This is a genomic window from Acinetobacter sp. SFD (assembly GCF_001647575.1).
In the GTDB taxonomy this organism is placed as follows: Bacteria; Pseudomonadota; Gammaproteobacteria; order Pseudomonadales; family Moraxellaceae; genus Acinetobacter; species Acinetobacter pecorum.
On sequence record NZ_LSZJ01000017.1, the window covers coordinates 1 to 23684 of the forward strand.

The 23684-nt window shown below is 43.7% G+C and carries 26 protein-coding genes; 9 read left to right on the forward strand and 17 right to left on the reverse strand.

What is annotated here, in order from left to right; genetic code table 11:
• The 5 genes from AY605_RS13930 to AY605_RS13950 all read right to left on the reverse strand — a co-directional run.
• A partial coding sequence (locus tag AY605_RS13930) for an elongation factor Tu (protein ID WP_064097051.1) occupies window positions 1–821 on the reverse strand: 821 nt, incomplete at its 3' end.
• 93 nt (window positions 822–914) lie between these two features.
• Window positions 915–3053, reverse strand: a complete 2139-nt coding sequence (fusA, locus tag AY605_RS13935; protein ID WP_064096977.1) for an elongation factor G — start codon at window positions 3051–3053, stop codon at window positions 915–917.
• 131 nt (window positions 3054–3184) lie between these two features.
• A complete protein-coding gene (rpsG, locus tag AY605_RS13940; protein WP_064096978.1) occupies window positions 3185–3655 on the reverse strand; it encodes a 30S ribosomal protein S7 in 471 nt (156 codons plus the stop codon).
• Between the two features lie 179 nt (window positions 3656–3834).
• Window positions 3835–4209 carry a 30S ribosomal protein S12 gene (gene rpsL, locus AY605_RS13945; protein ID WP_004783283.1) on the reverse strand — a complete coding sequence of 125 codons (375 nt, stop codon included), beginning with the start codon at window positions 4207–4209 and terminating at the stop codon, window positions 3835–3837.
• 156 nt (window positions 4210–4365) lie between these two features.
• Window positions 4366–5850 carry an EcsC family protein gene (locus AY605_RS13950; RefSeq protein ID WP_064096979.1) on the reverse strand — a complete coding sequence of 495 codons (1485 nt, stop codon included), beginning with the start codon at window positions 5848–5850 and terminating at the stop codon, window positions 4366–4368.
• Window positions 5851–6125: 275 nt separating this feature from the next.
• On the opposite strand from AY605_RS13950, the gene AY605_RS13955 reads away from it, so the two are divergent.
• Window positions 6126–7355 carry a beta-ketoacyl synthase N-terminal-like domain-containing protein gene (locus tag AY605_RS13955; protein ID WP_064096980.1) on the forward strand — a complete coding sequence of 410 codons (1230 nt, stop codon included), beginning with the start codon at window positions 6126–6128 and terminating at the stop codon, window positions 7353–7355.
• A 23-nt stretch (window positions 7356–7378) separates the two neighbouring features.
• Window positions 7379–7831, forward strand: coding sequence for a CopD family protein (locus AY605_RS13960; protein ID WP_064096981.1), 453 nt, complete (start codon window positions 7379–7381; stop codon window positions 7829–7831).
• Between the two features lie 261 nt (window positions 7832–8092).
• Here the strand turns inward: AY605_RS13960 and cfa are convergent, their stop codons facing one another.
• The 5 genes from cfa to AY605_RS13985 form a co-directional block, all read right to left on the reverse strand.
• The gene (cfa, locus tag AY605_RS13965; RefSeq protein WP_064096982.1) at window positions 8093–9232 is read right to left on the reverse strand and encodes a cyclopropane fatty acyl phospholipid synthase; all 1140 of its coding nucleotides are present in this window, start codon (window positions 9230–9232) and stop codon (window positions 8093–8095) included.
• Between the two features lie 415 nt (window positions 9233–9647).
• Window positions 9648–11087, reverse strand: coding sequence for an amino acid permease (locus AY605_RS13970; RefSeq protein WP_064096983.1), 1440 nt, complete (start codon window positions 11085–11087; stop codon window positions 9648–9650).
• A 154-nt stretch (window positions 11088–11241) separates the two neighbouring features.
• On the reverse strand, window positions 11242–11607 hold the full coding sequence (locus tag AY605_RS13975; protein WP_064096984.1) for a RidA family protein: 366 nt from the start codon (window positions 11605–11607) through the stop codon (window positions 11242–11244).
• Between the two features lie 48 nt (window positions 11608–11655).
• Window positions 11656–12768, reverse strand: a complete 1113-nt coding sequence (gene alr, locus AY605_RS13980; RefSeq protein WP_064096985.1) for an alanine racemase — start codon at window positions 12766–12768, stop codon at window positions 11656–11658.
• A 35-nt stretch (window positions 12769–12803) separates the two neighbouring features.
• The gene (locus tag AY605_RS13985) at window positions 12804–14063 is read right to left on the reverse strand and encodes a D-amino acid dehydrogenase (RefSeq protein ID WP_064096986.1); all 1260 of its coding nucleotides are present in this window, start codon (window positions 14061–14063) and stop codon (window positions 12804–12806) included.
• A 140-nt stretch (window positions 14064–14203) separates the two neighbouring features.
• On the opposite strand from AY605_RS13985, the gene AY605_RS13990 reads away from it, so the two are divergent.
• Window positions 14204–14671: an Lrp/AsnC ligand binding domain-containing protein gene (locus AY605_RS13990; RefSeq protein WP_004279232.1), complete on the forward strand. Its 468-nt coding sequence runs from the start codon at window positions 14204–14206 to the stop codon at window positions 14669–14671.
• A gap of 86 nt (window positions 14672–14757) precedes the next feature.
• Here the strand turns inward: AY605_RS13990 and lysM are convergent, their stop codons facing one another.
• From lysM to AY605_RS14020, 6 genes are all read right to left on the reverse strand, one after another.
• Window positions 14758–15255, reverse strand: a complete 498-nt coding sequence (lysM, locus tag AY605_RS13995) for a peptidoglycan-binding protein LysM (RefSeq protein ID WP_064096987.1) — start codon at window positions 15253–15255, stop codon at window positions 14758–14760.
• 185 nt (window positions 15256–15440) lie between these two features.
• On the reverse strand, window positions 15441–15677 hold the full coding sequence (gene acpP / locus AY605_RS14000; RefSeq protein WP_064096988.1) for an acyl carrier protein: 237 nt from the start codon (window positions 15675–15677) through the stop codon (window positions 15441–15443).
• 83 nt (window positions 15678–15760) lie between these two features.
• Window positions 15761–16495 (reverse strand): 3-oxoacyl-ACP reductase FabG, encoded by a 735-nt coding sequence (fabG, locus tag AY605_RS14005; RefSeq protein WP_064096989.1) that lies wholly within the window; start codon window positions 16493–16495, stop codon window positions 15761–15763.
• Complete coding sequence (fabD, locus tag AY605_RS14010; protein ID WP_064096990.1) at window positions 16492–17478, reverse strand: ACP S-malonyltransferase; 987 nt, start codon at window positions 17476–17478, stop codon at window positions 16492–16494. The genes fabG and fabD overlap by 4 nt, the downstream gene beginning before the upstream one ends.
• Before the next feature lie 249 nt (window positions 17479–17727).
• Window positions 17728–17910, reverse strand: coding sequence for a 50S ribosomal protein L32 (gene rpmF, locus AY605_RS14015; protein ID WP_004279227.1), 183 nt, complete (start codon window positions 17908–17910; stop codon window positions 17728–17730).
• Between the two features lie 77 nt (window positions 17911–17987).
• Window positions 17988–18545: a YceD family protein gene (locus AY605_RS14020; protein WP_064096991.1), complete on the reverse strand. Its 558-nt coding sequence runs from the start codon at window positions 18543–18545 to the stop codon at window positions 17988–17990.
• A gap of 99 nt (window positions 18546–18644) precedes the next feature.
• Between AY605_RS14020 and AY605_RS14025 the strand changes: the two genes are divergently transcribed.
• From AY605_RS14025 to AY605_RS14035, 3 genes are all read left to right on the forward strand, one after another.
• Window positions 18645–19307 carry an elongation factor P hydroxylase gene (locus AY605_RS14025; RefSeq protein WP_064096992.1) on the forward strand — a complete coding sequence of 221 codons (663 nt, stop codon included), beginning with the start codon at window positions 18645–18647 and terminating at the stop codon, window positions 19305–19307.
• An 87-nt stretch (window positions 19308–19394) separates the two neighbouring features.
• Window positions 19395–20012 (forward strand): L-threonylcarbamoyladenylate synthase, encoded by a 618-nt coding sequence (locus tag AY605_RS14030; protein ID WP_064096993.1) that lies wholly within the window; start codon window positions 19395–19397, stop codon window positions 20010–20012.
• Window positions 20013–20066: 54 nt separating this feature from the next.
• Window positions 20067–20351, forward strand: a complete 285-nt coding sequence (locus AY605_RS14035; RefSeq protein ID WP_064096994.1) for a hypothetical protein — start codon at window positions 20067–20069, stop codon at window positions 20349–20351.
• 82 nt (window positions 20352–20433) lie between these two features.
• Here AY605_RS14035 and AY605_RS14040 read toward each other — a convergent pair whose 3' ends face one another.
• Window positions 20434–20910, reverse strand: a complete 477-nt coding sequence (locus AY605_RS14040) for a hypothetical protein (RefSeq protein ID WP_064096995.1) — start codon at window positions 20908–20910, stop codon at window positions 20434–20436.
• A 503-nt stretch (window positions 20911–21413) separates the two neighbouring features.
• Here AY605_RS14040 and AY605_RS14045 point away from each other — a divergent pair.
• The 3 genes from AY605_RS14045 to rluB form a co-directional block, all read left to right on the forward strand.
• The gene (locus AY605_RS14045) at window positions 21414–22208 is read left to right on the forward strand and encodes a segregation and condensation protein A (protein ID WP_064096996.1); all 795 of its coding nucleotides are present in this window, start codon (window positions 21414–21416) and stop codon (window positions 22206–22208) included.
• Window positions 22205–22795, forward strand: coding sequence for an SMC-Scp complex subunit ScpB (scpB, locus tag AY605_RS14050; RefSeq protein WP_064096997.1), 591 nt, complete (start codon window positions 22205–22207; stop codon window positions 22793–22795). Before AY605_RS14045 ends, scpB begins: the two co-directional genes overlap by 4 nt.
• Window positions 22796–22836: 41 nt before the next feature.
• A partial coding sequence (rluB, locus tag AY605_RS14055; RefSeq protein ID WP_064096998.1) for a 23S rRNA pseudouridine(2605) synthase RluB occupies window positions 22837–23684 on the forward strand: 848 nt, incomplete at its 3' end.

Sequence of the window (23684 nt, forward strand, 5' to 3'; positions counted from 1 at the left end):
CCCGCACGACCTTCGTCTAGAAGTTTACGGAACATTTCAACGCCAGTAACAGTCGTTGTTTGTGTATCACGGATACCAACGATTTCAACTGATTCACCTACTTTAACGATACCAGTCTCTACACGGCCAGTTACTACTGTACCACGACCAGAGATTGAGAATACATCTTCAATCGGCATAAGGAACGGAAGGTCAATTGCACGTTCTGGCTCTGGGATATAAGTATCAAGAGCTTCAACAAGCGCAACTACTGCTGGCTCGCCGTATTGACTGTCATCACCGTTAAGTGCAAGAAGAGCAGAACCACGGATCACTGGAGTGTCATCACCCGGGAAGTCATAAGTAGAAAGAAGTTCACGAACTTCCATTTCAACCAGCTCAAGCAGCTCTTCGTCGTCTACAAGGTCGCATTTGTTCAAGAATACAACGATGTAAGGTACACCTACCTGACGAGAAAGCAGGATGTGTTCACGAGTTTGCGGCATTGGACCATCAGTCGCAGCACATACAAGGATCGCGCCATCCATCTGAGCAGCACCAGTAATCATGTTTTTAACATAATCGGCGTGGCCCGGGCAGTCTACGTGAGCGTAGTGACGAGTTGGAGAATCGTATTCTACGTGAGAAGTATTGATGGTAATACCACGTGCTTTTTCTTCTGGTGCAGAGTCAATTGCAGCGTAGTCTTTCGCTTCGCCACCGAATTTCTTCGCACATACAGTTGCAATCGCAGCTGTTAAAGTTGTTTTACCATGGTCAACGTGACCAATTGTGCCCACGTTAACGTGTGGCTTATTACGTTCGAACTTAGCCTTAGCCATGAGATCTTCCTTTTTGAACTGATCATGCAGGATCACTGCATGAGCGCTTGGTTTTTAACTATGAATTAGTTTGGGCTTATAGTAATCGAAAGATTACTCGTCGTCACCTTTTTTACCGCCAGACTGGAACTTAGAAATAATGCCTTCAGCCACGTTACGTGGAGTTTCAGCATATTTAGCAAATTCCATAGAGTAAGTCGCACGACCTTGAGACATAGAACGCATTTGAGTTGCGTAACCAAACATCTCAGCCAGTGGAACTTCAGCACGGATTGCTTTAGTACCACCAGGTAAATCGTCCATACCCTGAACCATACCACGACGACGGTTTAAGTCACCCATGATATCGCCCATGTAGTCTTCTGGAGTTTCTACTTCAACTTTCATGATTGGTTCAAGAAGGATAGGATCCGCTTTCATGAAACCATCACGGAAGGCATAAGAACCCGCCATTTTGAACGATAATTCGTCAGAGTCGACATCATGGTAAGAACCATCAAATAGTGTCGCTTTGATACCCACAACAGGGTAACCAGCCAATACACCATTCTTCATGCGTTCTTGAATACCTTTATCAACCGCACCGAAGAATTCTTTAGGTACAACACCACCTACAACTTCTTCAGCAAACTCGTAGTCTTTACCAGCTTCTTCAACGTCCATAGGTTCTAAACGAACATATACGTGACCGAATTTACCTTTACCACCAGTTTGACGTACGAATTTACCTTCTTGCTCAACAGTCTTTTTGATTGTTTCACGGTAAGCAACCATTGGTTTACCAATGTTCGCTTCAACGTTAAATTCACGTTTCATACGGTCAACAAGGATATCAAGGTGAAGCTCACCCATACCCGCGATGATTGTTTGACCAGATTCTTCGTCAGTGCGTACACGGAACGATGGATCTTCTTTAGCCAAACGACCAAGTGCGATAGACATTTTCTCTTGGTCAGCTTTAGTCTTAGGCTCTACAGCTAAAGAAATTACTGGCTCAGGGAATTCCATACGCTCAAGAGTAATGATGTTTTTCTCATCACAAAGTGTATCACCAGTAGTTACGTCTTTAAGACCTACACATGCTGCGATATCACCCGCACGGATTTCGTCAACGTCTTGACGTTCGTTCGCGTGCATTTGCACGATACGGCCGATACGCTCACGTTTAGATTTCACCGGGTTGTATACTGGGTCGCCTTGTTTAAGAACACCAGAATAAACACGTACGAAAGTTAAGTTACCTACGAATTTGTCGTTCATAATTTTGAACGCTAACGCAGAGAACGGTGCTTCGTCAGATGCTTCACGAGTCGCTTTAGTTTCAGCTTTGTCATCAAGGATACCCTCGATCGCTTTAACTTCAGTCGGTGATGGCAGGAAGTCAATCACAGCATCCAACATACGTTGAACACCTTTGTTCTTGAACGCCGAACCACAAAGCATTGGTTGAATTTCACAAGCCAAAGTTTGAGCACGAAGACCAGCGATGATTTGTTCTTTCGACAAGTCACCGTTGTTTAAGTATTCGTCCATCAACTCTTCAGATGCTTCAGCCGCAGCCTCAACCATGTTAGTACGCCATTCATTAGCCGTATCAACAAGGTCAGCAGGGATGTCGCCATATTCGAACTTCATACCTTGAGATGCTTCATCCCAGATAATCGCTTTCATTTCGATTAGGTCAACAACACCCTGGAAGTTTTCTTCTGCACCAACTGGAATAACAACTGGTACAGGGTGTGCACCAAGACGTGTTTTCATTTGTTCAACAACACGGAAGAAGTTTGCACCAGTACGGTCCATCTTGTTCACGAATGCTAAACGAGGCACTTGGTATTTATTTGCTTGACGCCATACAGTTTCAGACTGAGGTTGAACACCACCTACAGCACAGTAAACCATACATGCACCATCAAGAACACGCATAGAACGTTCAACTTCGATTGTGAAGTCTACGTGTCCCGGGGTATCAATTACGTTGATACGGTGTTCTGGGAACTGTTTAGCCATACCAGACCAGAAACAAGTTGTAGCAGCTGAAGTGATTGTAATACCACGTTCTTGCTCTTGTTCCATCCAGTCCATTGTTGCTGCACCATCATGTACTTCACCAAGTTTGTGAGATACACCTGTGTAGAACAAAATACGTTCTGAAGTTGTGGTTTTACCAGCATCAATGTGAGCCGAGATACCAATGTTACGGTAACGAGAAATTGGGGTTTGACGAGCCATGATCTCTTGCATTCCTAAATTTTGTTGTTTAAAACAGGACGCTTTAAGCTGCTAGCAACTTAAAGCGTTTTGATGACAGTCTGGGTAAAACCCAAACCATCACTGTCCTGATAAGGGCCTGTTTTATTTGCTTAGAAACGGTAGTGAGAGAATGCTTTGTTGGCTTCAGCCATACGGTGCACATCTTCACGTTTTTTAACCGCTGCGCCTTTACCTTCAGATGCATCAAGCAACTCGCCAGCAAGACGTAAAGCCATAGTTTTTTCAGAACGCTTAGCAGCAGCATCTACTAACCAACGCATCGCTAGAGCAGTACGACGGGATGGGCGTACTTCCATAGGAACTTGGTATGTAGCACCACCAACACGGCGTGCTTTAACTTCGACCATAGGACGAACTTTTTCAAGCGTAGCTTCAAAGAATTCAACCGGGTCTACTTTAGATTTTTCTTGAACGCGGTCTAAAGCACCGTAAACGATACTTTCAGCAATAGATTTTTTACCATCTTGCATTACGTGGTTCATGAATTTAGCGATTGTTTGGCTGCTGAACTTAGGATCCGGAAGGATTTCACGAGCAGCGACTACGCGACGTCTTGGCATTTTAAAACTACCTATAAATATGACACTTCAGGTTTATCCAGCAGTAGCACAAAGTGTCATGTGCTTTCGCTGGCCTTACTACACGTCGCTTGAATTTCACAAAATTAAATGCAGAAATCAGACAAGCGAGACGATAAAGGATTGCAGTTCTAGCGAACTAAGAATTTGATCTTGAAAGATTATTTCTTAGGACGTTTAGTACCGTATTTAGAACGAGCTTGGTTACGATCTTTAACACCAGCACAGTCTAAAGAACCACGAACGGTATGGTAACGTACACCTGGTAAATCTTTAACACGACCACCACGGATAAGAACAACACTGTGCTCTTGAAGGTTATGACCTTCACCACCGATGTAGCTAGAAACTTCGAAACCTGAAGTTAAGCGAACACGGCAAACTTTACGCATTGCTGAGTTAGGTTTTTTAGGTGTAGTTGTGTAAACACGTGTACAAACACCACGACGCTGTGGACAAGCCTTCAACGCAGGAACTTTAGATTTTTCAACTAAAGTCGTACGACCCTTGCGGATCAACTGATTTGTTGTTGCCATGTGGCAATTCTCCCGTTAATAAAAAGCCCCAAAAAACTACTACTTTTTGAGGGCATGCAATTGTAAGTCAAGATGCAAAATTGGTCAACCTAATCAAGTCAAGCAAATGCCGATTCTCACGACATTGCTTGCTTTTATAGCTTGATTAAAATCCGCTTATTTTTTCGAATTTTTTCCAGTTTTTTTTGTAACATTTTGGACTTCAGATTGAGGGTCTGATTTGTCCTGATTATCTGCCTCAAGCTCTGGAGTTTCTGCAGCAGATTCTGTCTCGGCAGCCGCATCTGGATGCAGTTCAGCCTCAATTTCCGGATTAAATGAAGTTTTAGTTAAAGCCGGTTGCTGTGACTGCTTGTCTGCGGCAGGTTCAACCAATTCATCGTTGAGCGCTTCCAGCCCTTCACTAACTTTTTCATCTTTCTTCACTTCAGCATCTTGAGCGCTTAAATCATTCTGTTCTTTTTTGACCAGTTTAACCTGACTGATCGTGCTATTACCCTCAAGTGGAATCTCTTTATCCATGATTGGCTTATCTTTTGGAGCTTCAACCGACGGAGAATTACTTTCTAGCAGCTTAGGACTCGCCTGTTGCAACAAATTGACTGCTTTCTTATAGGCAGCATAAGGTGAAAGTTGTGAATCCTGGTGCTGAATCAGATATTGACGAGCATGGGAAAATGCTTCCTGAGCTTTCTGATTCACGTCCTCAACAAAGCGATGACTATATACAGCACCAATACCTGCACTTGCCAGAGGAGTCAGCCTAGTTAACTGCTCCAGAATCGAACTTTTCGGCAGATGATTCATCCATTGCCATTTCGCTTCTCCCTCATGACGACTGAGCCATTGCTTAATAACGCTGATATCGTTACCAGAACCTAGCATCGCCTGTAACTGGGAAATATCATGACTTTTAAGGGTATTACTTAACGCTTTTAAACCCAACAACAAAGTTTGCTTTTCTGCAATCAGACCGAGGTCGATCTGTTTAAAGATATGCTGGACGATTTCCTGGTCTTCCTCTTTACTCAAGTCAAAACCATAAGAACGACCAACTTGATAGATGGTACGTAATGCCATAAGTAAAGAAGCCGGAATATCGATCGCAGTACCAATCACCCCTGAAGCACCACTGACCGCCCCCTGTACAGTTGCAATCCATTTATTTTGCTCACCCAAAGCTTGAGAAATCCGTTTGGAACGATCAACATCCTGAGTGAGTTCCTCCAAATCTTTCACTCCAGCCTCATCAAGAATGGCATCGACCGAACTGGTTTGATTACTGAATTGATTCAGACGCTCATAAAAATAATTCGATACTTTTTCGGTCAGATCTGGCGCCACAAAGTGTGCAACATTATTTACGGTATTAAAACGGTTCCCGAGAAGTTGACGGGATACATTGGGAAGATGTTCACGGAGCATTTGCTGAGGATTGTCATATTTTTTTGAGGAAAAAACACTTTTCACCTTTGCTGAACCGTCAATCACCTGATCAGAGCCTGAAGGCTTCAGTGCTTTAGTCACTGAATCCGGTGCAACATGATTCAATAAATCCAATCCAGTTGAACTGAACTTTTTCGCCACTCCAAAGGCATTCGAAATCAGACCATTAGATTGTTTATTATTAGCATTTACCATTTTTTACCTCAGCATTCATGTGCTTGTATTTGGTATAAATACTAGGTGTAGTCAGCATTTATCTCAACTTTATTCTGTTTCATTTAGTAAAACCCGTACACGCCGACTCACAAAGTCAACCGACTGTCACACGGCATAACATTTGCCATAAGATTTCAAAAGTCTTTCTGCTATCATGTTCCCCATCATGAAATTAAGGCTGAGCGCTGGATTGGGCGATTTAAAAGCCCCTGTATCTGCCGTTGAGCATAGAGCTAAACTATAAGGATCTGTAGATGAAACGTGTTGTCATCACTGGCATGGGTATTAACTCGTGTATTGGTAATACATTAGAGGATGTAAACCATTCTTTACAAAACGGGATTTCAGGAACACGTTTTAATCCGACTTATGCTGAACTCAATTTCAAAAGTCATGTTAGTGCTGCAGCCGAGCAGGATTTTGACGGGATCGACCGCAAACTGAAACGCTTTATGGGTGTATGTGCGATGTATGCATATAACTCAGCTCTTGCTGCGGTTGAACATGCAGGTTTAAAGGCTGAAGATCTAGCTGGCAACCCACGCTATGGTATCGCGGGTGGTTCAGGTGGCGGTTCAACTGCTTCCGTTATTGAAATGAACGAATTATTGCAAACCAAAGGTGCGCGTAAAGTCGGTCCCTTCTTTGTACCACGCAATATGACCAACACCATTACGGCGAACGTGGGTGTCGCTTTTAAACTGCAAGGTGTAGCGCATACCATTACCAGCGCATGTGCAACCTCTGCGGATGCGATTGGTTATGCCTACAACCTGATTCAACTCGGCAAACAAGATTTAATGCTGGCAGGTGGCGGTGAAGAAGATCACTGGTCACAAAGCTTGTTGTTTGATGCCATGGGCGCACTTTGCTCTAAATACAATGATAGCCCGGAAACAGCCTCACGCCCTTATTCTGCAGACCGTGACGGTTTCGTGATTGCCGGTGGTGGTGGTTTCGTGGTGCTCGAGTCGTTGGAACATGCGCAAGCGCGTGGTGCTAATATTCTTGCCGAAGTCGTAGGCTATGCAGCCAATTCGGATGGTGCCGACATGGTTGCACCAAGTGGTGAAGGTGCAACGCGTTGCGTACTGATGGCTTTAGAAGAAGCAAAACAACACGGTGTCGATAAAATTGACTATGTGAATACACATGGTACTTCTACTCCAGCGGGTGACATTACAGAACTTAAAGCGATGGAACGTGCTTTCGGTGAAGGTCAGGTTCCTCCACTCAGCTCAACCAAGTCAATGACGGGTCACAGTCTTGGTGCTGCTGGTGTTCAGGAAGCGATTTATTCGGTTCTAATGATGCAAAATGACTTTATTGCGCCAAATATCAATGTAACTGAGCTAGATGAAGGCGCGAAACCGTTTGATATCGTGCTTGAAAAACGTGACGCAAAATTGAATACTGTAATGAGTAACAGTTTCGGTTTCGGCGGCGTAAATGCTTGTCTCATTTTCAAAAAATGGGAAGGCTGAGCTGCCCAATTTAGGGTGACTTGATGGATGCTCCTTCTGATGCTTTCTTGTGGGTAAAAGCATTACATATTATTGCGGTGGTATGCTGGTTCGCAGCTTTGTTCTACTTGCCACGGCTGTATGTCTACCATGCCATGAGTGAAGATGCCGTGAGTCATCAACGCTTTGAAGTCATGGAACGTAAATTGTATCGTGGCATCATGTGGCCGGCCATGCTGGCCACTCTGATTACGGCGCACTTTCTGGTGGATTGGGGGGATGCAACGCAGCATTACCATGAAGCTTTATGGTTTTATCTGAAAGTAGGTCTGGTCGGTTTACTGGTGATTTACCATCTGGTATGTGGTTATTACCGCAAGAAGCTGATTGATAATGCACATTACAAGTCGCACAAGTTCTGGCGTTATTTTAATGAGATGCCTACCCTGATCTTATTTGCCGTGGTCATTCTGGTTGTGGTGAAACCGCAGTTTTAATGTATTCAATTTAAAAAAAAACCTCCTATTGGAGGTTTTTTTTAAATCTTTTTTTATTCAATACTTCAAAATCCTGCTTAAGCCGAATTTCCTATAAGCCCCAAGCAAGCATCTAATAAATCCTACTTTTCTAACTGAGAAATACGGAGAGAATGCCTAAAAATCACTTTAAATTAATCTTAAGCAGCGTAAAAAAGCAGAAACCTTCCAGATGACTTTAAAGAAAAATTCCAATCCGTAAATCACGGTTAATCTCATACTCTAACGTGCAATTCGAACTTCCCCTTCTAAACCATTTGGACTGAATACGATTTGCCATAATTGTAATTCTCGTGCTCGAAATGCACCAGCACAGGCATTTAAATAATAATTAAACATTCTTTTAAAGCGAGCACTATAATTGGCTTCAATTTCTGGCCACGCTTGAAGGAATCTTTCCGACCAGGCCCGAAGTGTTAAGTCATAATCGGTACCAAAATTATGCCAATCTTCCATAATAAATTTGCCACTACTAAAATGAGCAATTTTTTCAATTGAGGGTATATAACCATTCGGGAAGATATATTTCGTTATCCATGGATCAGCTCCCTTCCTTATGGTATTAGAACCAATGGTATGCAATAAAAACAATCCATCTGCATTTAAATTACGTTGTACGACTTGAAAATAGGTATCGTAATTTTTCAATCCTACATGCTCAAACATGCCTATAGATGCAATACGATCGAATCTCTCATTTAAGTTACGATAATCCATAAGCAAGATTTCAACATCAAGTCCTTTACATCGCTCAACGGCTAGTTTTTGTTGTTCTTTAGAAATGGTAATACCTACTACAGAAACTTGATAATTTTTGGCCGCATATTCGGCTAACCCACCCCATCCGCAGCCAATATCCAGCAATCGCATACCTGGCTGCAAGTCAAGTTTGCGACAGATCAAATCGAGTTTTTGTTGCTGGGCTTGAAAAAGGTTATCGGCATTTTTCCAGTAGGCACAAGAATATTGCATATATGGATCAAGCATATGATTAAAAAGATCATTACCAAGATCATAATGTTCTTCACCCACCTGCCAGGCTCTTTTTTGAGTCTGTAAATTTTGAATTCGAGAAATTGCAATTCTAATAATATCTTTTAAATTATAGGGTATTTTTTTATCTAACTTGGCACGTAAAATTTTATAGAATAAAATATCCAGCCGATCACAGTCCCACCAGCCATCCATATAGCTTTCACCTAGACCTAATGAACCTTGCTGTAAGATACGGTTATAAAAATCATCATTATGTACCTGTATGTCATAAGGCTTGTCACCATTAACCTGAATGCCAGCTTCATCCAATAATTTTTCCAAGATCTCTTTTAGACCATCATTTTTATGCTCAACATAGATATTCATATCTACTCCTACATCTTCTATTTTTTTAGTTTTATTAAATAATTATATAATTCCAGATAACTCTACCTCTTATGGATTTCACTCCAAGCGCCAGATTATGCTTATTTTTTAGCAGCACTTCATCAGCTACTCGAGTCTCTGGACTTTGTCCTTTGAAGAGATTAGCTAATCATTGCAAAATTTTGGCTGTTAGACTGTTTTTCTAGTGTTAAGAGATAAGCTTCTATTGTAGGCAGGTCATTGTAAAAAGACCTTTATTATGAGATTCAGCATCCGCTGAAACAGGCATTCATTTTTCAAATTATTTTTTATCCATGATTCATGGTTAACTCAAATTTCAATCACCATTTAAATAGACCCTCATAAAAAAGAGAGGGGTTTCTTCCCCTCTCTTTTTAATTATTTGAACTCATAGTTACCGTATATCTAAAGACTGGATGCGCTTCTTCATCCTTGGTTTATACAACATATGGTAGGTGGCAAACAGAATAATCAACCAGAGTGGACTAATCATCAATGCTTTCATGGTATCTGCTTCCAGACTCAAAATAACCAATGCAAAGAACAAAAAGATCAGTACAAGATATGACATCCAAATACCACCTGGCATTTTGAAGGTAGAAGCTGCATGCTTTTCAGGCTGCTGTTTACGGTAACGGATATAGCACACCATAATCAGCCCCCAAATACTGATAAACAGGATCACACACAGCGAACTTGCCAGCGTAAAAGCTTCCATGGTGTTGGGTACGAAATACTGAAAAGCTGCGCCTGCCATGATAAAGGCACAGGAAAACAGCAAGCCTTTGGCTGGAACCGCACGACTCGAAAGTTCAGCTAGCGCCTGGGGTGCCTGAGAATCACGAGCCAAGCCAAAGAGCATCCGGCTGGTCGAGAATACTCCGCTATTCATTGATGACATCACAGAAGACAGCACCACCAGATTCATGATAATGGCCGAAACCGGAATCCCTGCATGCAGGAAAAGTGTCACGAAAGGACTTTGATCTGCGGGAATTTCCACCCATGGTGTTACAGACATAATCACCAGCAGAGACAGCACATAGAACAGGATAATTCGGGTCGGAATCGCATTCACTGCTTTTGGCAGGTTCTTTTCAGGATCCTTGGTTTCAGCCGCCATGGTACCGAGCAGCTCTACCCCTACGAAGGCAAACATCGCAATCTGAAAGCCTGCGAGAAAGCCCATAGTTCCTTTAGGAAACATGCCATCATAAGCCCAGACATTACTAAGACTGGCAGCAGATCCATCTGGCGTCTGGAAATTGCTGAAAATCATATATCCGCCAATTGCAATCAGGCCCAGAATGGCCAGAATTTTAATCAGGGCAAACCAGAACTCAATTTCACCGAACAGTTTGACGGTCAGCAGGTTAATTCCAAGTACCAGCAATACACAGCCAGCACTGATCATCGCCTGCCCCAATGGGGTAAAGGTCATATCCGGTGGCAACCAGAAATTCAGATAATTGATAATTGCCGCCAGATCCGCAATACCCACCAGAATCCAGCCTAGCCAATAGGACCAGCCAATATAATAGCCCGCACCCGGGCCAATCAGGTCATGCGCCATATCAATAAAAGATTTATAGTGCAGATTGGACAGCAAAATTTCGCCTAATGCACGCATCAGAAAAAAGAACATTGCACCAATAATCATATAGATAAATAAGATTGACGGTCCTGCTAATGCAATGGTTTTACCGGAGCCCATAAACAGGCCTGTACCAATGGCGCCACCAATGGCGATTAACTGCAAATGCCGGTTAGAGAGCTTACGCTGCAATTCATGGGGAGCAGACGCTGCGTCATCCTTAGAGGAGGCGGTATTCATAATCGGTTCCTTTTCTTAGCTCAGACTTTCGCTCATCTAATCGGATATCTTCCTGAAATCCTGATTGCAGATGCAGTTTCATTTAAATAACTAAATGATCAAGTCTGATGTCCTTATAAAATCAAAATAGGGAGATGTAAAAATATTCTTTAAATCAAGGTAATGCTGCTATCACTGCAATTTCAATCAGCCAGTCAGGGTTCACCAGATCCGCCTGAATCGTAGCGCGTGCGGGCGTGCCATGACCTTGCAGCCATTCCACCCAAAGCTGATTCACGGTTTGAAAATCGTCCAGATTTTTCACGAATAGCTGTGCAGAAAGCAGACGGCTTTTATCAGTATTTGCCAGTGCCAGCAACTCCTCAATCTTGGCGAACACTTCCAGTGTCTGTTTGCGTATGTCCAGATCGCTGCTGTCGGGTATTTGACCCGATAAATACACGGTTTGATGATGAATCGTTACAGCACTCATAATTCCATTGCTCTTGAGCCGCTGAATAGCTGTATTGTCCTGTGTCATGTTGATCTTCCTTGTTTGGGATATGAAATAAAAAATTAGATTAAAAATTTAAGCATCAATCTGAAAATTAACCCGGGCGGTTACCGCACACATGAGCTCATAGCCGATCGTGCCAGAACTGGCCGCCACCTCATCAATTGGCAAAAGCACACCTTCGGAAGATTGCCCCCAAAGTACCACTTCACTGCCTACATCCGCCTGCGGCAGTGCAGTGACATCCACAGCGAGCATATCCATACTGATCCGGCCCAATGTATGTGTTTTAACTGAATCCACCAGCACAGGCGTACCGGTCGCCGATAGCCGCTGATAGCCATCGGCATAGCCACAGGCCACCACTCCGATCCGCATCTGCTGCGTGGCAATAAATTTGGAGCCATAGCCAATACTATCGCCTGCCTGTACTGTTTGAATGGCGATAATTTCACTACGCAGACTCATAGTAGGACGTAAATTCCAGTCTTGAATACTATGTGCAGGATAATCCGGGGAACTGCCATACAGCATGATGCCGCTACGTACAATATCGCAATGAAGGGTTTGATGATGCCGCAAAATGGCCGCACTGTTACTCAGCGAGGTTTTACCCGCAAGTCCCTGAATCGTTTTATTAAAAATAAAATGTTGATGTTCAATTCCATCCACTCCAAAACGCTCGCCATCCGCATCGGAGAAATGGGTCATATGCGTGATTGAACGGACAGTATTCAGCTGATGCAACTCCTGCCAGATTTCTGCATATTGCTGTGGCTCAAAACCCAGCCGGTTCATGCCACTGTTCATTTTTAAATACACATCAAACTGTACATCTGGTGCTATTGCAGCAAACTGTTTCAACCATTGCACTTGATGCAGAGAATGAATGGCAAAGCTCATTTCATGCTTCGCACATTCAAATAAATCCTCAAAAGCGAAAATACCTTCAAGCAACAGCAGCGGCTTCTTGCACCCAAGCGCACGTAGCCGCGTGCCCTCCCCGATATCCAGAAAGGCAAATCCATCTGCGTCCTGAAGTGCCGTATAAACACGCTCAATCCCGTGTCCATAGGCATTGGCCTTGACCACGGCAAATACCTGGCTGTCAGGCATACATTGGCGTGAAACACTTAAATTATGCCTAAGCGCCTGCTGATGAATGATCGCGGTAATAGGACGTGGCATAAAACGCCTCCTTGAATACTGTGCCTCAGATGATCTTAGGCCGCCTGCTGATAACGCGACAATGAAAGACCTTCGGTACTGATTTCAGGATCACGAGCCAAGACCAGATCGCTGATTAACTTGCCCGAACCACACGCCATGGTCCAGCCCAGCGTGCCATGTCCGGTATTCAGGAACAGGTTTTTAAAACGGGTTTTTCCAATAATTGGTGTACTGTCCGGAGTCATTGGGCGAAGGCCTGTCCAGAAGCTGGCCTGATTCATATCCCCCCCAGGGAATAAATCACGGGTCACCATTTCCAGCGTGCCACGACGGTCTTCATTCAGACCCAAGTTAAAACCGCTCAGTTCAGCCATTCCCCCTACGCGGATGCGCTGGTCGAAACGGGTGATTGCAATTTTATAGGTTTCATCCAGCACGGTAGATTGTGGAGCGAAGGCTGGATCTACAATAGGAATCGTCAATGAATAACCTTTCACCGGATAGACCGGTAAATTCAGTTCAAGCGGTTTGAGGAAATCACGTGAATAACTACCAAAGGCCAGCACGTATTTATCTGCTGTAAGCATCTGACCATTCACCAGAACACCTTTGATCTGGTCGCCTTCTACAATCAGTTTTTCAACGTTTTGATTAAACTTGAACTCTACACCTATCCCTTTGGCATGTTCTGCCAAGGCATTGGTAAACAGATAGCAGTCGCCCGTTTCGTCATTGGGTAAATGCAGACCACCCACCAGTTTGTCTTTTGCCTGTGCCAATGCCGGTTCTACACGCGCCAGTCCATCACGATCCAGCAACTCAAACTCCACACCAGTTTCTTTTAGAACCTCGATATCGCGCTGCACCGCATCCAGCTGCGCATCTTTACGGAAAATCTGCAAAGTGCCTTTCGCACGGTTTTCATAAGAGATGCCAATATCACGACGCAAATTGCGTAAACAGTCACGGCTATATTCAGCCACACGCACCATCCGTTCTTTATTGACTGCATAATGCTGGGCATTACAGTTTTTCAGCATTTGTGCCATCCACTGCAATTGCCACAGGCTGCCATCGACATTAATCGCCAACGGAGCATGATGCTGGAACATCCATTTGACCGCCTTAAAAGGAATGCCTGGTGCCGCCCAAGGAGTCGAGTAGCCCGGAGAAATCTGTCCAGCATTGCCAAAGCTGGTTTCCCGAGCCGGACCCGCCTGACGATCCAGCACAGTTACAGTTGCTCCCTGCTGCGCCAGATAGTAAGCGCTTGCCACACCAATCACACCACTACCTAAAACCAATACGCGCATTACCTTAATCCTCAAACATTTTTCCAGGTTATTTCACTAGTATATTTTTGCTTTAATAGTTAAATTCACTATATTCAGTGTATAAATTCAGTGGAATAAATATTTTTTCGGGCAGAATTAAAAAAAAGAGGGAAATATTAATGCGCAAATTAGACCGCATTGATCGCATGATTCTAGACATCCTGCAACGCGATGGCCGGATTGCCATTAGCGAGCTGGCAGCACGTGTCAATCTTTCAACCACACCCTGTTCAGAACGGGTAAAACGGCTGGAGCGTGAAGGTATTATTATGGGTTATTACGCCCGTTTAAATCCGGAAATGCTGGAGCGTAGTTTGCTGGTATTTCTGGAAATCAAACTCTCAGCCAAATCAGGTGATGTATTTGATCAGGTGGCTCGTAATCTGACAGAAATTCCAGAAGTCCTGGAATGTCATTTAATTTCTGGTGATTTTGATTATCTGGTCAAAGCGCGTTTAAAGGAAATGAGTGCTTATCGCCGTTTACTGGGGGATTTACTGAAAAAACTGCCCGCTTCTGCTTCCTCGCACAGTTATGTCGTCATGGAAGAAGTCAAAGAAAGTTTATATCTGGACTTAGGGATTTAATACCTTAACTTTATTAATCTGCCTGCAAAAACGTTAAAGCCCCGGAAGGGGCTTTATGTTCGAAAATTCATTGATTTTATTGATCCTTAAGCAGGAATACGCAGTACCTGCCCAGGGAAAATATCATCCGCATTTTTAAGCAAGGGACGATTAGCTTCAAAAATCTTATTATACTGATTAGCATCACCATAAAATTCTTTTGAGATTTTAGATAAAGTATCGCCAGATTTGACTGTATAGAATTTACTTTCAGGCTCTGGGTTAGTCACAGTCAGCTGATCATCTACTTTGGCTACATGATCAATATTTCCCACTGCCAGAATAATCTTTTCACGATCGGCCTGACTTTTTACCTGTCCGCGCACGGTGGCCAGATCAGAGGTCGAGTTATAGCTAATCGACAAACCTGTGATCGGCAAGCCTAAACTTTTGACATGGCCCAATAGCTTGTTTGCCATTTCCTGGGCAGAAGGCTCTGCAGGTGCGGCTTTAGGTGCCTGCTGCGTCGCTGCCGGAGTTTGCTGTGGTTCTGCAGCAGCCGTATTTTTTTTACCGATACCTTTTACGAAATCAAAAAGACCCATGGTGAACTCCGTTCTTGTTGTTAATGTCACATCACTCCTATTTTTATAATGAAAAGAGCCCAAAGATAGTTAATCATTGGTGACATAAAGGTAATGGATTGTAAAACCTTTATTCATGTGAAAAGCGGACACAAAAAAACCACCTTACGGTGGTCTTTAGGTTCAGCAAAGCTGAAAATCAGCAATTAACCAAGTTTTTTAGTTACATAGTCAATAGCAGATTGAACAGTTGTGATTTCGTTAGAATCTTCATCAGGAATCGTGATGTCGAAGTCATTTTCGAAAGACATAACAAGTTCAACTAAGTCTAGAGAGTCAGCACCCAAGTCATCCATGAAAGATGCTTCGTTTTTAATCTCTTCGATTTTGATACCAAGTTGTTCTGCAACCGCTTGCTTAACGCGTTGTTCGATATCGCTCACAGGAATTCTCCTCATTGCTTGTGGCGTTTTTAATGCCGTTAGTTTAATTGAATCTAAAAAATTTGGAAAGTTTATACTTGAGCTTAGCTCATGTATAAGCCCCCATTTACATGAATAACTGTACCAGTAATGTAACTGGCTTTATCCGAAGCCAAGAAACTTACGGCATTGGCAATATCCTGCGGATTACCCAAACGGTTTAAAGCCACCTGTTCAGTCATCTTTTTACGAATATCTTCACTTAACTGCTCAGTCATTTCAGTCGCAATAAATCCTGGCGCCACCGAGTTTACCGTAATCTGACGACTACCCATTTCTTTGGCCAGGCTGCGGCTAAATGCCTCAATACCTGCTTTGGCAGCAGAATAGTTGGCCTGCCCCGGGTTGGCAAAGTGTGCCACCACAGAACTGATATTGATAATGCGGCCGAAACGCGCCTTGGTCATGCCTTTCAGTACACGTTTAGATAAACGGTAAACGGCCTTCAGGTGAATATTTAAAATATCATCCCAGTCATCTTCTGACATGCGCAGTAACAGGTTATCTTTGGTAATCCCGGCATTATTCACCAATACCAGTACCGGACCATAGTTTTGCTCGATATCACTCACCAGTGCATCAATTGCAGCACCATCACGCACATCTAAAACTTTACCGGCACCATTTTCAGCAAACTGTGCAGTTAATTTTTCTGCACCAGCTTCAGAAGTCGCAGTACCGACGACAAAATAACCGTCCTGAATGAGTTGTTGTGCAATTGCAGCACCAATGCCGCGACTCGCACCTGTTATCAAGGCAACTTTACGTTCCTGTGTCATGCAATTTTCCCTTCTGCCACCAGTACGGTGTTAAGCGCATCTTCCAGACGAGATTTGGTGTCCAGTGGAAGTGCTTTTTCAATATTTGGTAAACGTTTTGCCATATTCGCCAATACATTACCTGGGCCGCATTCTACAATATACTCAATTCCTTCATTTTGAAGGAATTGTAGTGTTTTAGTCCACTGTACTGACTCATATAGCTGCGCCGTTAAGGCCTGACGAAGTTCAGTCACATCAGCCGCCGCTTTCGCACCTACATTTTGTAATACAGGTATACGTGGCATCTCAATGGCCGTTTGTTCCAAAGCTGGCGCGAACTGCTCGGCAGCAGGTTTCATTAGTGAACAGTGCGAAGGAACTGAAACAGGCAGCGCAATGGCTTTAGCGCCATTTTCCTTGGCCAGTACCATAACAGCTTCTACACGTTCTTTATTCCCTGCAACCACAACTTGGCCTTGTGCATTATAGTTCGCTGCTTCCACTGAACCTTCACCTGCTTCAGTCGCTTTCGCACAAAGCTCAATCACTTTGGCGTCATCCAAGCCTAGAATGGCTGCCATTGCACCGACACCTTGAGGTACAGCAGTTTGCATCAGCTTACCACGCAGGTTCACCAGCTTAACTGCATCACCCAGGCTTAAAGCACCGGATGCAACCAGTGCGCTGTATTCACCCAGTGAATGACCAGCCATGTATTTTGGTGCCACCCCGCCTAACTCCAACCATACACGCCATAAGGCAATTGATGCAGTTAAGAGTACAGGTTGAGTAAATTCGGTTTGATTCAGACCTTCACCACTTTGGGCGATCTGCCACAGATCAAAGCCCACCGCTGCAGATGCCTCGGCAAATGTATCGCGGATACCACTAAACTGTTCTGCAAGTTCAGCGAGCATGCCGACTTTTTGTGAACCCTGACCTGGGAATACAAATGCAGTTTTAGTTGCTTGAGCTGCTTGTTCGAGTTGTTTAGCAGACATAAATAAAATCCTTTCATTCAAGAGGTGCGAATCTGTTAAGCAAGCCAAAGAATTGGCCAATCAGATCACCCTACCCATTGTGGAGCGCAATTTAGCACGTAATTTCGGCTTGGGTAATTGCCAAATACAACAAAAACCGCAACTTCAATATTAAGCATGCAAAACTTAGACATAGAAAGCAGCCATAAAAAAAGGGAGCTTAACGCTCCCATTTTTTCTACTAAGCTTTAACGCTTAATACATCATCAATTATTCAGCAGATGCTTTAGCGAATAATTGACGACCACGGTAGATACCATCTTTAGATACGTGGTGACGACGATGAGTTTCACCAGTAGCTTGGTCTACAGTTAATGCATTCTCAGTTAAAGCGTCATGTGAACGGCGCATGTCACGGCGAGAGCGACTTTTACGGTTTTGCTGAACGGCCATGATGGCTCCTTACAAATATCGAAAAAATGGATCAGAACAAATTCGATTGTCTTATACATATGAGTATAACACAAAAATTAGTTAAGTTTACCCTTCAGAGCTGCCAAAACTTCAAACGGATTATCCCGTTTTTCTTCAACAACTTCTTCTACGGCAGGTTGATGCTTATGTTCGCAAGCATCATGCTTAGGAGACAGCGGCATCAACAATAACAATTCATCTTCTATCAGTGCGAGTAAATCAGCGGTGGCAGGTGCATCATATGAACCTTTCGTCGTTGCTTCACTTTCACCTAAGACGATGAAATCAGCATCCTCATCCAAGCGCTCTATCAGTGACTCATCATCTACAAGAGCCAGATGAAAATCTGCAACGAGTTCAATTTCAACGGTTTCCAGACAACGCTGGCATTCCATTGGAACTTTCGTTTCAACATGACCATCTAGCCATGCAATGCGATGATAGGCATCCATTGATAGCTTACAGTCTATGTTAATCAATTGATCATCAATTGATCCAACAGCTTCACGAGCGATACGAACAAAGCGAGACAATGGCAGGGTACCTGACCATGTAAAGCCCTGTTCAGCCCATTTAAACGGCTCAATCTGTGCCGGAAAGGTATTTGCTGACATAATTAAGGCGGCAATTCTACAAATTCATCAGAACTCTGTCAAAGATTAAGATACAATTTTGTACTTATTTTTAGACAGACCAATTGGGTAATTTCAGTCATGCATCTGTTGCAGCCGCAAACAGAAGTGAATATTTCATCACTCGTTAGCACACTTTCAACCTCCGATTCTGACAGCTCACTACAGCAAGTGCAACGCTTACCGTGGGCGAATTTATTATCAGAAGTGCAGCAGGTTGATTGGCTCATCTTACACTTTAATCACTGGTTTTCCCACCTAAATGTCACTTTAGTCTGCGGCGATTTTGAACCAGAATATTTCCCGGCAACCCAGGATGCTCCTGCCCGGATCCAGTTTGCACACGGTTTCTTTAATAGTGCCTTGCATGAAATCAGTCACTGGACCATTGCCGGAGACAAACGCCGCCTGTTGCCAGATCTGGGCTACTGGTATGCGCCAGATGGGCGTACCCAGGAACAGCAGGCGTTATTTGAACAGGTCGAAGTCAAGCCACAGGCGATTGAATGGATGTTTGCCCAGGCTTTTGGCCGTAAGTTCCGGGTATCTTTGGATAATCTGACTGGCGACGGTGGGGATGGCAAGGGCTTTAAAGACAATGTCTACGCCCAGGTGCAGGCTTATTTCAACGGCACGGCCAAGCTTCCACGTGATGCAATGCGCTTTATCCAATGTATCTGTGCCTGTACCAGAGGTGGTAAAAGTTTACAATCTGATGAATTTATACGTGAAATGCTTGATTAAATTACACAAATCTACCTTTTTAATGATTGTCAGACATGACTCAAGCGCCACATAATAAGCCATCAGTCCAAGCTTGGAGTAGTCTCTATGCTGCATTTACGCGTACACCCAGATAATCCACAACCCCGCTTAATCAGTCAGGCAGTGGAACGTATCCGTGCGGGTGATGTTGTGGTCTATCCCACTGATGCGGCCTATGCGATTGGTTGCCAGATCGGGAACAAGAGTGCCATGGAACGGATTGCGCAGATTCGTGGTCTGGGTCCAAAGCATCAATATGCGATTCTGTGCTGTGATTTGTCCGATATTGCCACCTATGCCAAAGTGGACAATGCCATGTACCGTTTGCTGAAAAATAATACACCGGCAGTCACGACCTTTATTTTACCTGCGACCAGTGAAGTCCCGCGTCGGTTGATGCATCCCAAAAAGAAAACCATTGGTCTGCGCATTCCGAATAATCCGGTATGCCAGATGCTGCTCAAAGAACTGGGTGAGCCGCTGTTGACCTCTACCCTGATTTTACCGGGACAGACCGATCCACTTGACGATCCTTATGACATTGAAATGCAGCTGGGCAAACGCATTGATGTTTTTATAGATAGCGGCTTAGGCACGCTGAGCACAACTTCTATTGTAGATTTATCCGGTGATCATCCAGAAGTGATCCGTCGGGGTGTCGGTGATGTGAGTGCATTTGAATAGTCGTTAAATGAAAAATGCGAAAATTGTCCTTCAGTATTGAGAGAGTTCGAATGCATGGATCTATTTTATCTCCTGCTAAATCAGCATGAATTTTCTGCACAGGATCTGATCTACGCTGAAATGCCTTGGACTCTACAATCCAAGGCAGTCATGGTCGAAGCACATTCTTCTCCCCATCCCACTGTAAATATTGATCATACTGAGTACCAATTTTTCCTGACGTTGGCTCTATTGAGACAGTTGTTGCAGATCTATTCAAGCCAGAACGTATGCCTGGCAGAGACTTATCAGCGTCTCATTGAGTTTGCAACCAAGGAACAAAGTTACTTACGGCCCTGAAAATATAAAAACAGCTTAGGGTGAAAGGTTTTGGTTCTACTTTTTTCAATTTAACAGGTATGCAGGAGCTGCCGAAAACAGTTTAGGTATCTGAACGTTCATAATGACGAACTGCAATGAAATTTGGGCATTGCGATAGCTTCTGTTCATGGTGCATGAGTTCCTCGCCCAGTTTATTTTTCAGATACACATGAAAAACGATCTGATCTTCCTCCAGTACGTTTAGCATTGCTGTACGTGCCTTGGGTTCCATGACTTTAAAGGAATTGATTGACTCACAAGACATGGCTTGCATATCCAGCTTAACCCTTTCGTCTAGCTGGTCCCCTTCATAGGCCATATGCCGCATATAAAAACGGATCTGAGGATATTGGTCAAGGATGCTAAAATCCATTTTCATGGCCTGCATGACAGGCTGGGCCCGTTCGGCAAAAGCCGAGAATCCCCCTGATTTCAGTCCTGTGCGTGCTTCATCTTCAAGCTGCATAATCTGATATTTGGGATAAGCCCAAAATCCCCCGAATGCGATCATTCCAATAACAAGCAAAATAAGAGGCATACTTTCTTCACCTTTTTAATATTTTTTGTGAGCTTCGACTATTTTTTCAGCAGTATAGCGAAGTTTTTGACCAAAAATTATAGAAGTGCATTTTATTAATATTTATTAATTTCATGTTTCTTAATGGAAAATCCGTTTAGAATTCATTCAGCGCCTATCCACTAAATCACTTTCTCTTTTCAGTAAGAAGGACAGCCTTTATCCAGCTTTTTGCATGCATCAACCGATGTTTATCCTTCGGTCTCTTAATTTTTAAACTCGTATTAACATGAAGATCATCGTATATTTTCTGACGTACTCGGTCTTTTGTTCTATGCTTTTTTTAAAGAGCAGTTAAATTCCATTATTTTTTTAAGTTTTTATTGCTTTGAGTGTTTATTTAATTTATTTAAAGTTACTTTTCCAGTACAATGCCACTGCTAAATCCTGTGCTTTTGTTTCGATCAGATACCGAAAATCAAGCCTTTGCATGCCTTTGAAAATTCGCGTGGCCTATAATTGTAATGACTCAAATTATCCATAACATTAGGGAATCTGCTCCGCACATTCGGGTTCTGGATGAATGGCAGGAGACAATCCCGGAGGATCTGTATATTCCTCCAGCAGCATTTGAAATTTTATTAGAACATTTTGAAGGCCCGCTCGACTTTTTAATTTACCTGATTCAAAAAAACGGTTTTGACCTGTTACAAGTCGATATTGCACCGATTGCAGCCCAGTACTTGTCTTACATGGACGCAATGAAATCCCTGAATATCGAACTGACAGCAGACTATATGGTGATGGCCGCATTACTGGCAGATCTGAAATCACGTTTGCTATTACCTAAACCGAAAAGTCTGGCTGCAATTGAACAAGATCCAAAACAAGAACTGATTGACCGTTTAGAAAATTATTTAAGAATTAAACAGGCAGCAGAACGTCTGGGCCAGATGCCGATTCTGGAACGTGACACCTTTACCGCCAATGTCAATCTGGGAGACATCCAGCAGCCGAATGAGGGCTATTCAAGCGATTTACTGCGTGATGCCTTGCTTTGTATATTTAACCGTCCTGAACCGGTGATTCATCAGGTACAACAGGAACCGGTACTGCTGGAAGAACGGATTGCCTATATTGAAAGTTGTATTGAAACTGGCGCAGTACTCAGCTTTAAGGACTTGTTAAAACCGAGCCAAGGCCGTATGGGTATGGTGGTCACCTTTATGGCAGTGCTGGAACTAACCCGGCAACAAAAAATTCAGATTATTGCTACAGGTATTGAAGCCCCGCTCGCGATTCAAGGAGCCAACCAATGACACCCAATCAGAATATGCTGTTATCTGCAGAAGATAATCTGCATGAAGTCCTGATGCAGCTTGAGGCAATTATTTTTGCCAGCGACACTGCGGTTTCATTGGCTCGTCTGAAAGAAGCTTTTCAGGATCGTTATAGCAAACAGGAATTACGTCAGTATTTACAACAGCTTTCCATGCTGATGCATGGCCGCTCAATTGAACTGGTGGAAACAGCACAAGGTTATCGTTTTCAAGTACGTGCAAAATATCGTAATATTATTGCACAGACCTGGCCTGAACGACCGGCTCGCTTGTCGCCTTCCTTACTGGAGACGCTTGCAGTGATTGCTTATCATCAGCCTGTGACTCGAGCGGATATTGAACAGATTCGTGGTGTTACGAATAACAGTCAAAACCTGCGTACGCTGTTTGACTGGAACTGGATTAAAGAGTCCGGATTTCGTGAACTCCCTGGAAGACCTGCGTTGTTAATGACAACGCCACAATTTTTAAATGCGTTTGGCCTGAATAGTTTGGGCCAATTGCCTCCCCTGCAGGATGCCAAGGAAGCTTTTATGGCCCTCGATGCAAATGCACCGAAGTCATAAATAGGTGAACTGTTGATAATTATTTCTAAGGTTATGCTGTCATGAGTGAAAAGTTGCAAAAGGTGCTTGCACGCGTTGGTTTGGGTTCTCGCCGTTATATGGAAGAAGTCATTGCCGCAGGTCGTGTAAGTGTCAATGGGCAAATTGCCCAAGTGGGTGAACGAATCGAACCAGGTGATGAGCTTCGCATCGATGGTCGTAAAGTTGCGTTCCAGATTGAAGACGAAATCCGTCGTCGTGTCATTATTTATTACAAACCTGAAGGCGAAATCTGCTCACGTAGCGATCCTGAAAACCGTCCGACTGTGTTTGAACAACTGCCTGCTATTCCGGGCGATCGCTGGGTAATGGTGGGTCGTCTGGATATTAACTCGACCGGTCTGCTACTGTTTACCAATGATGGCGAACTTGCGAATCGTCTGATGCACCCATCGAATGAAATCGAACGTGAATATGCGGTTCGTGTCATGGGCGAAGTAACACCACAACTGAAAAATAACATGTTGAAAGGCGTAGTGCTGGATGATGGTCCTGCGAAATTTGAATCTTTCTCTGAACTTGGCGGTGACGGGATCAACCGCTGGTATCAGGTGGTGGTAAAAGAAGGGCGTAACCGTGAAGTTCGTCGTATCTTTGAATCACAAGGCCTGAAAGTCAGCCGTCTACTGCGTACCCGTTATGGTAGCGTGATTTTGCCACGCGAACTGCGTACCGGTCGCTGGATTGAACTGGATAAAAATGATATCGACAACCTGACCAAATCAGTGGAATTGAAACCACGTCAAGGTACTGGCTTGTTTGGTATGGCAAAACGCCGTAATGAACGTATGCAGGACAAGCCGATGGCTGCACGCCGTGGCGGTTTCTTGCGTCAGCAACGTCGTGACAG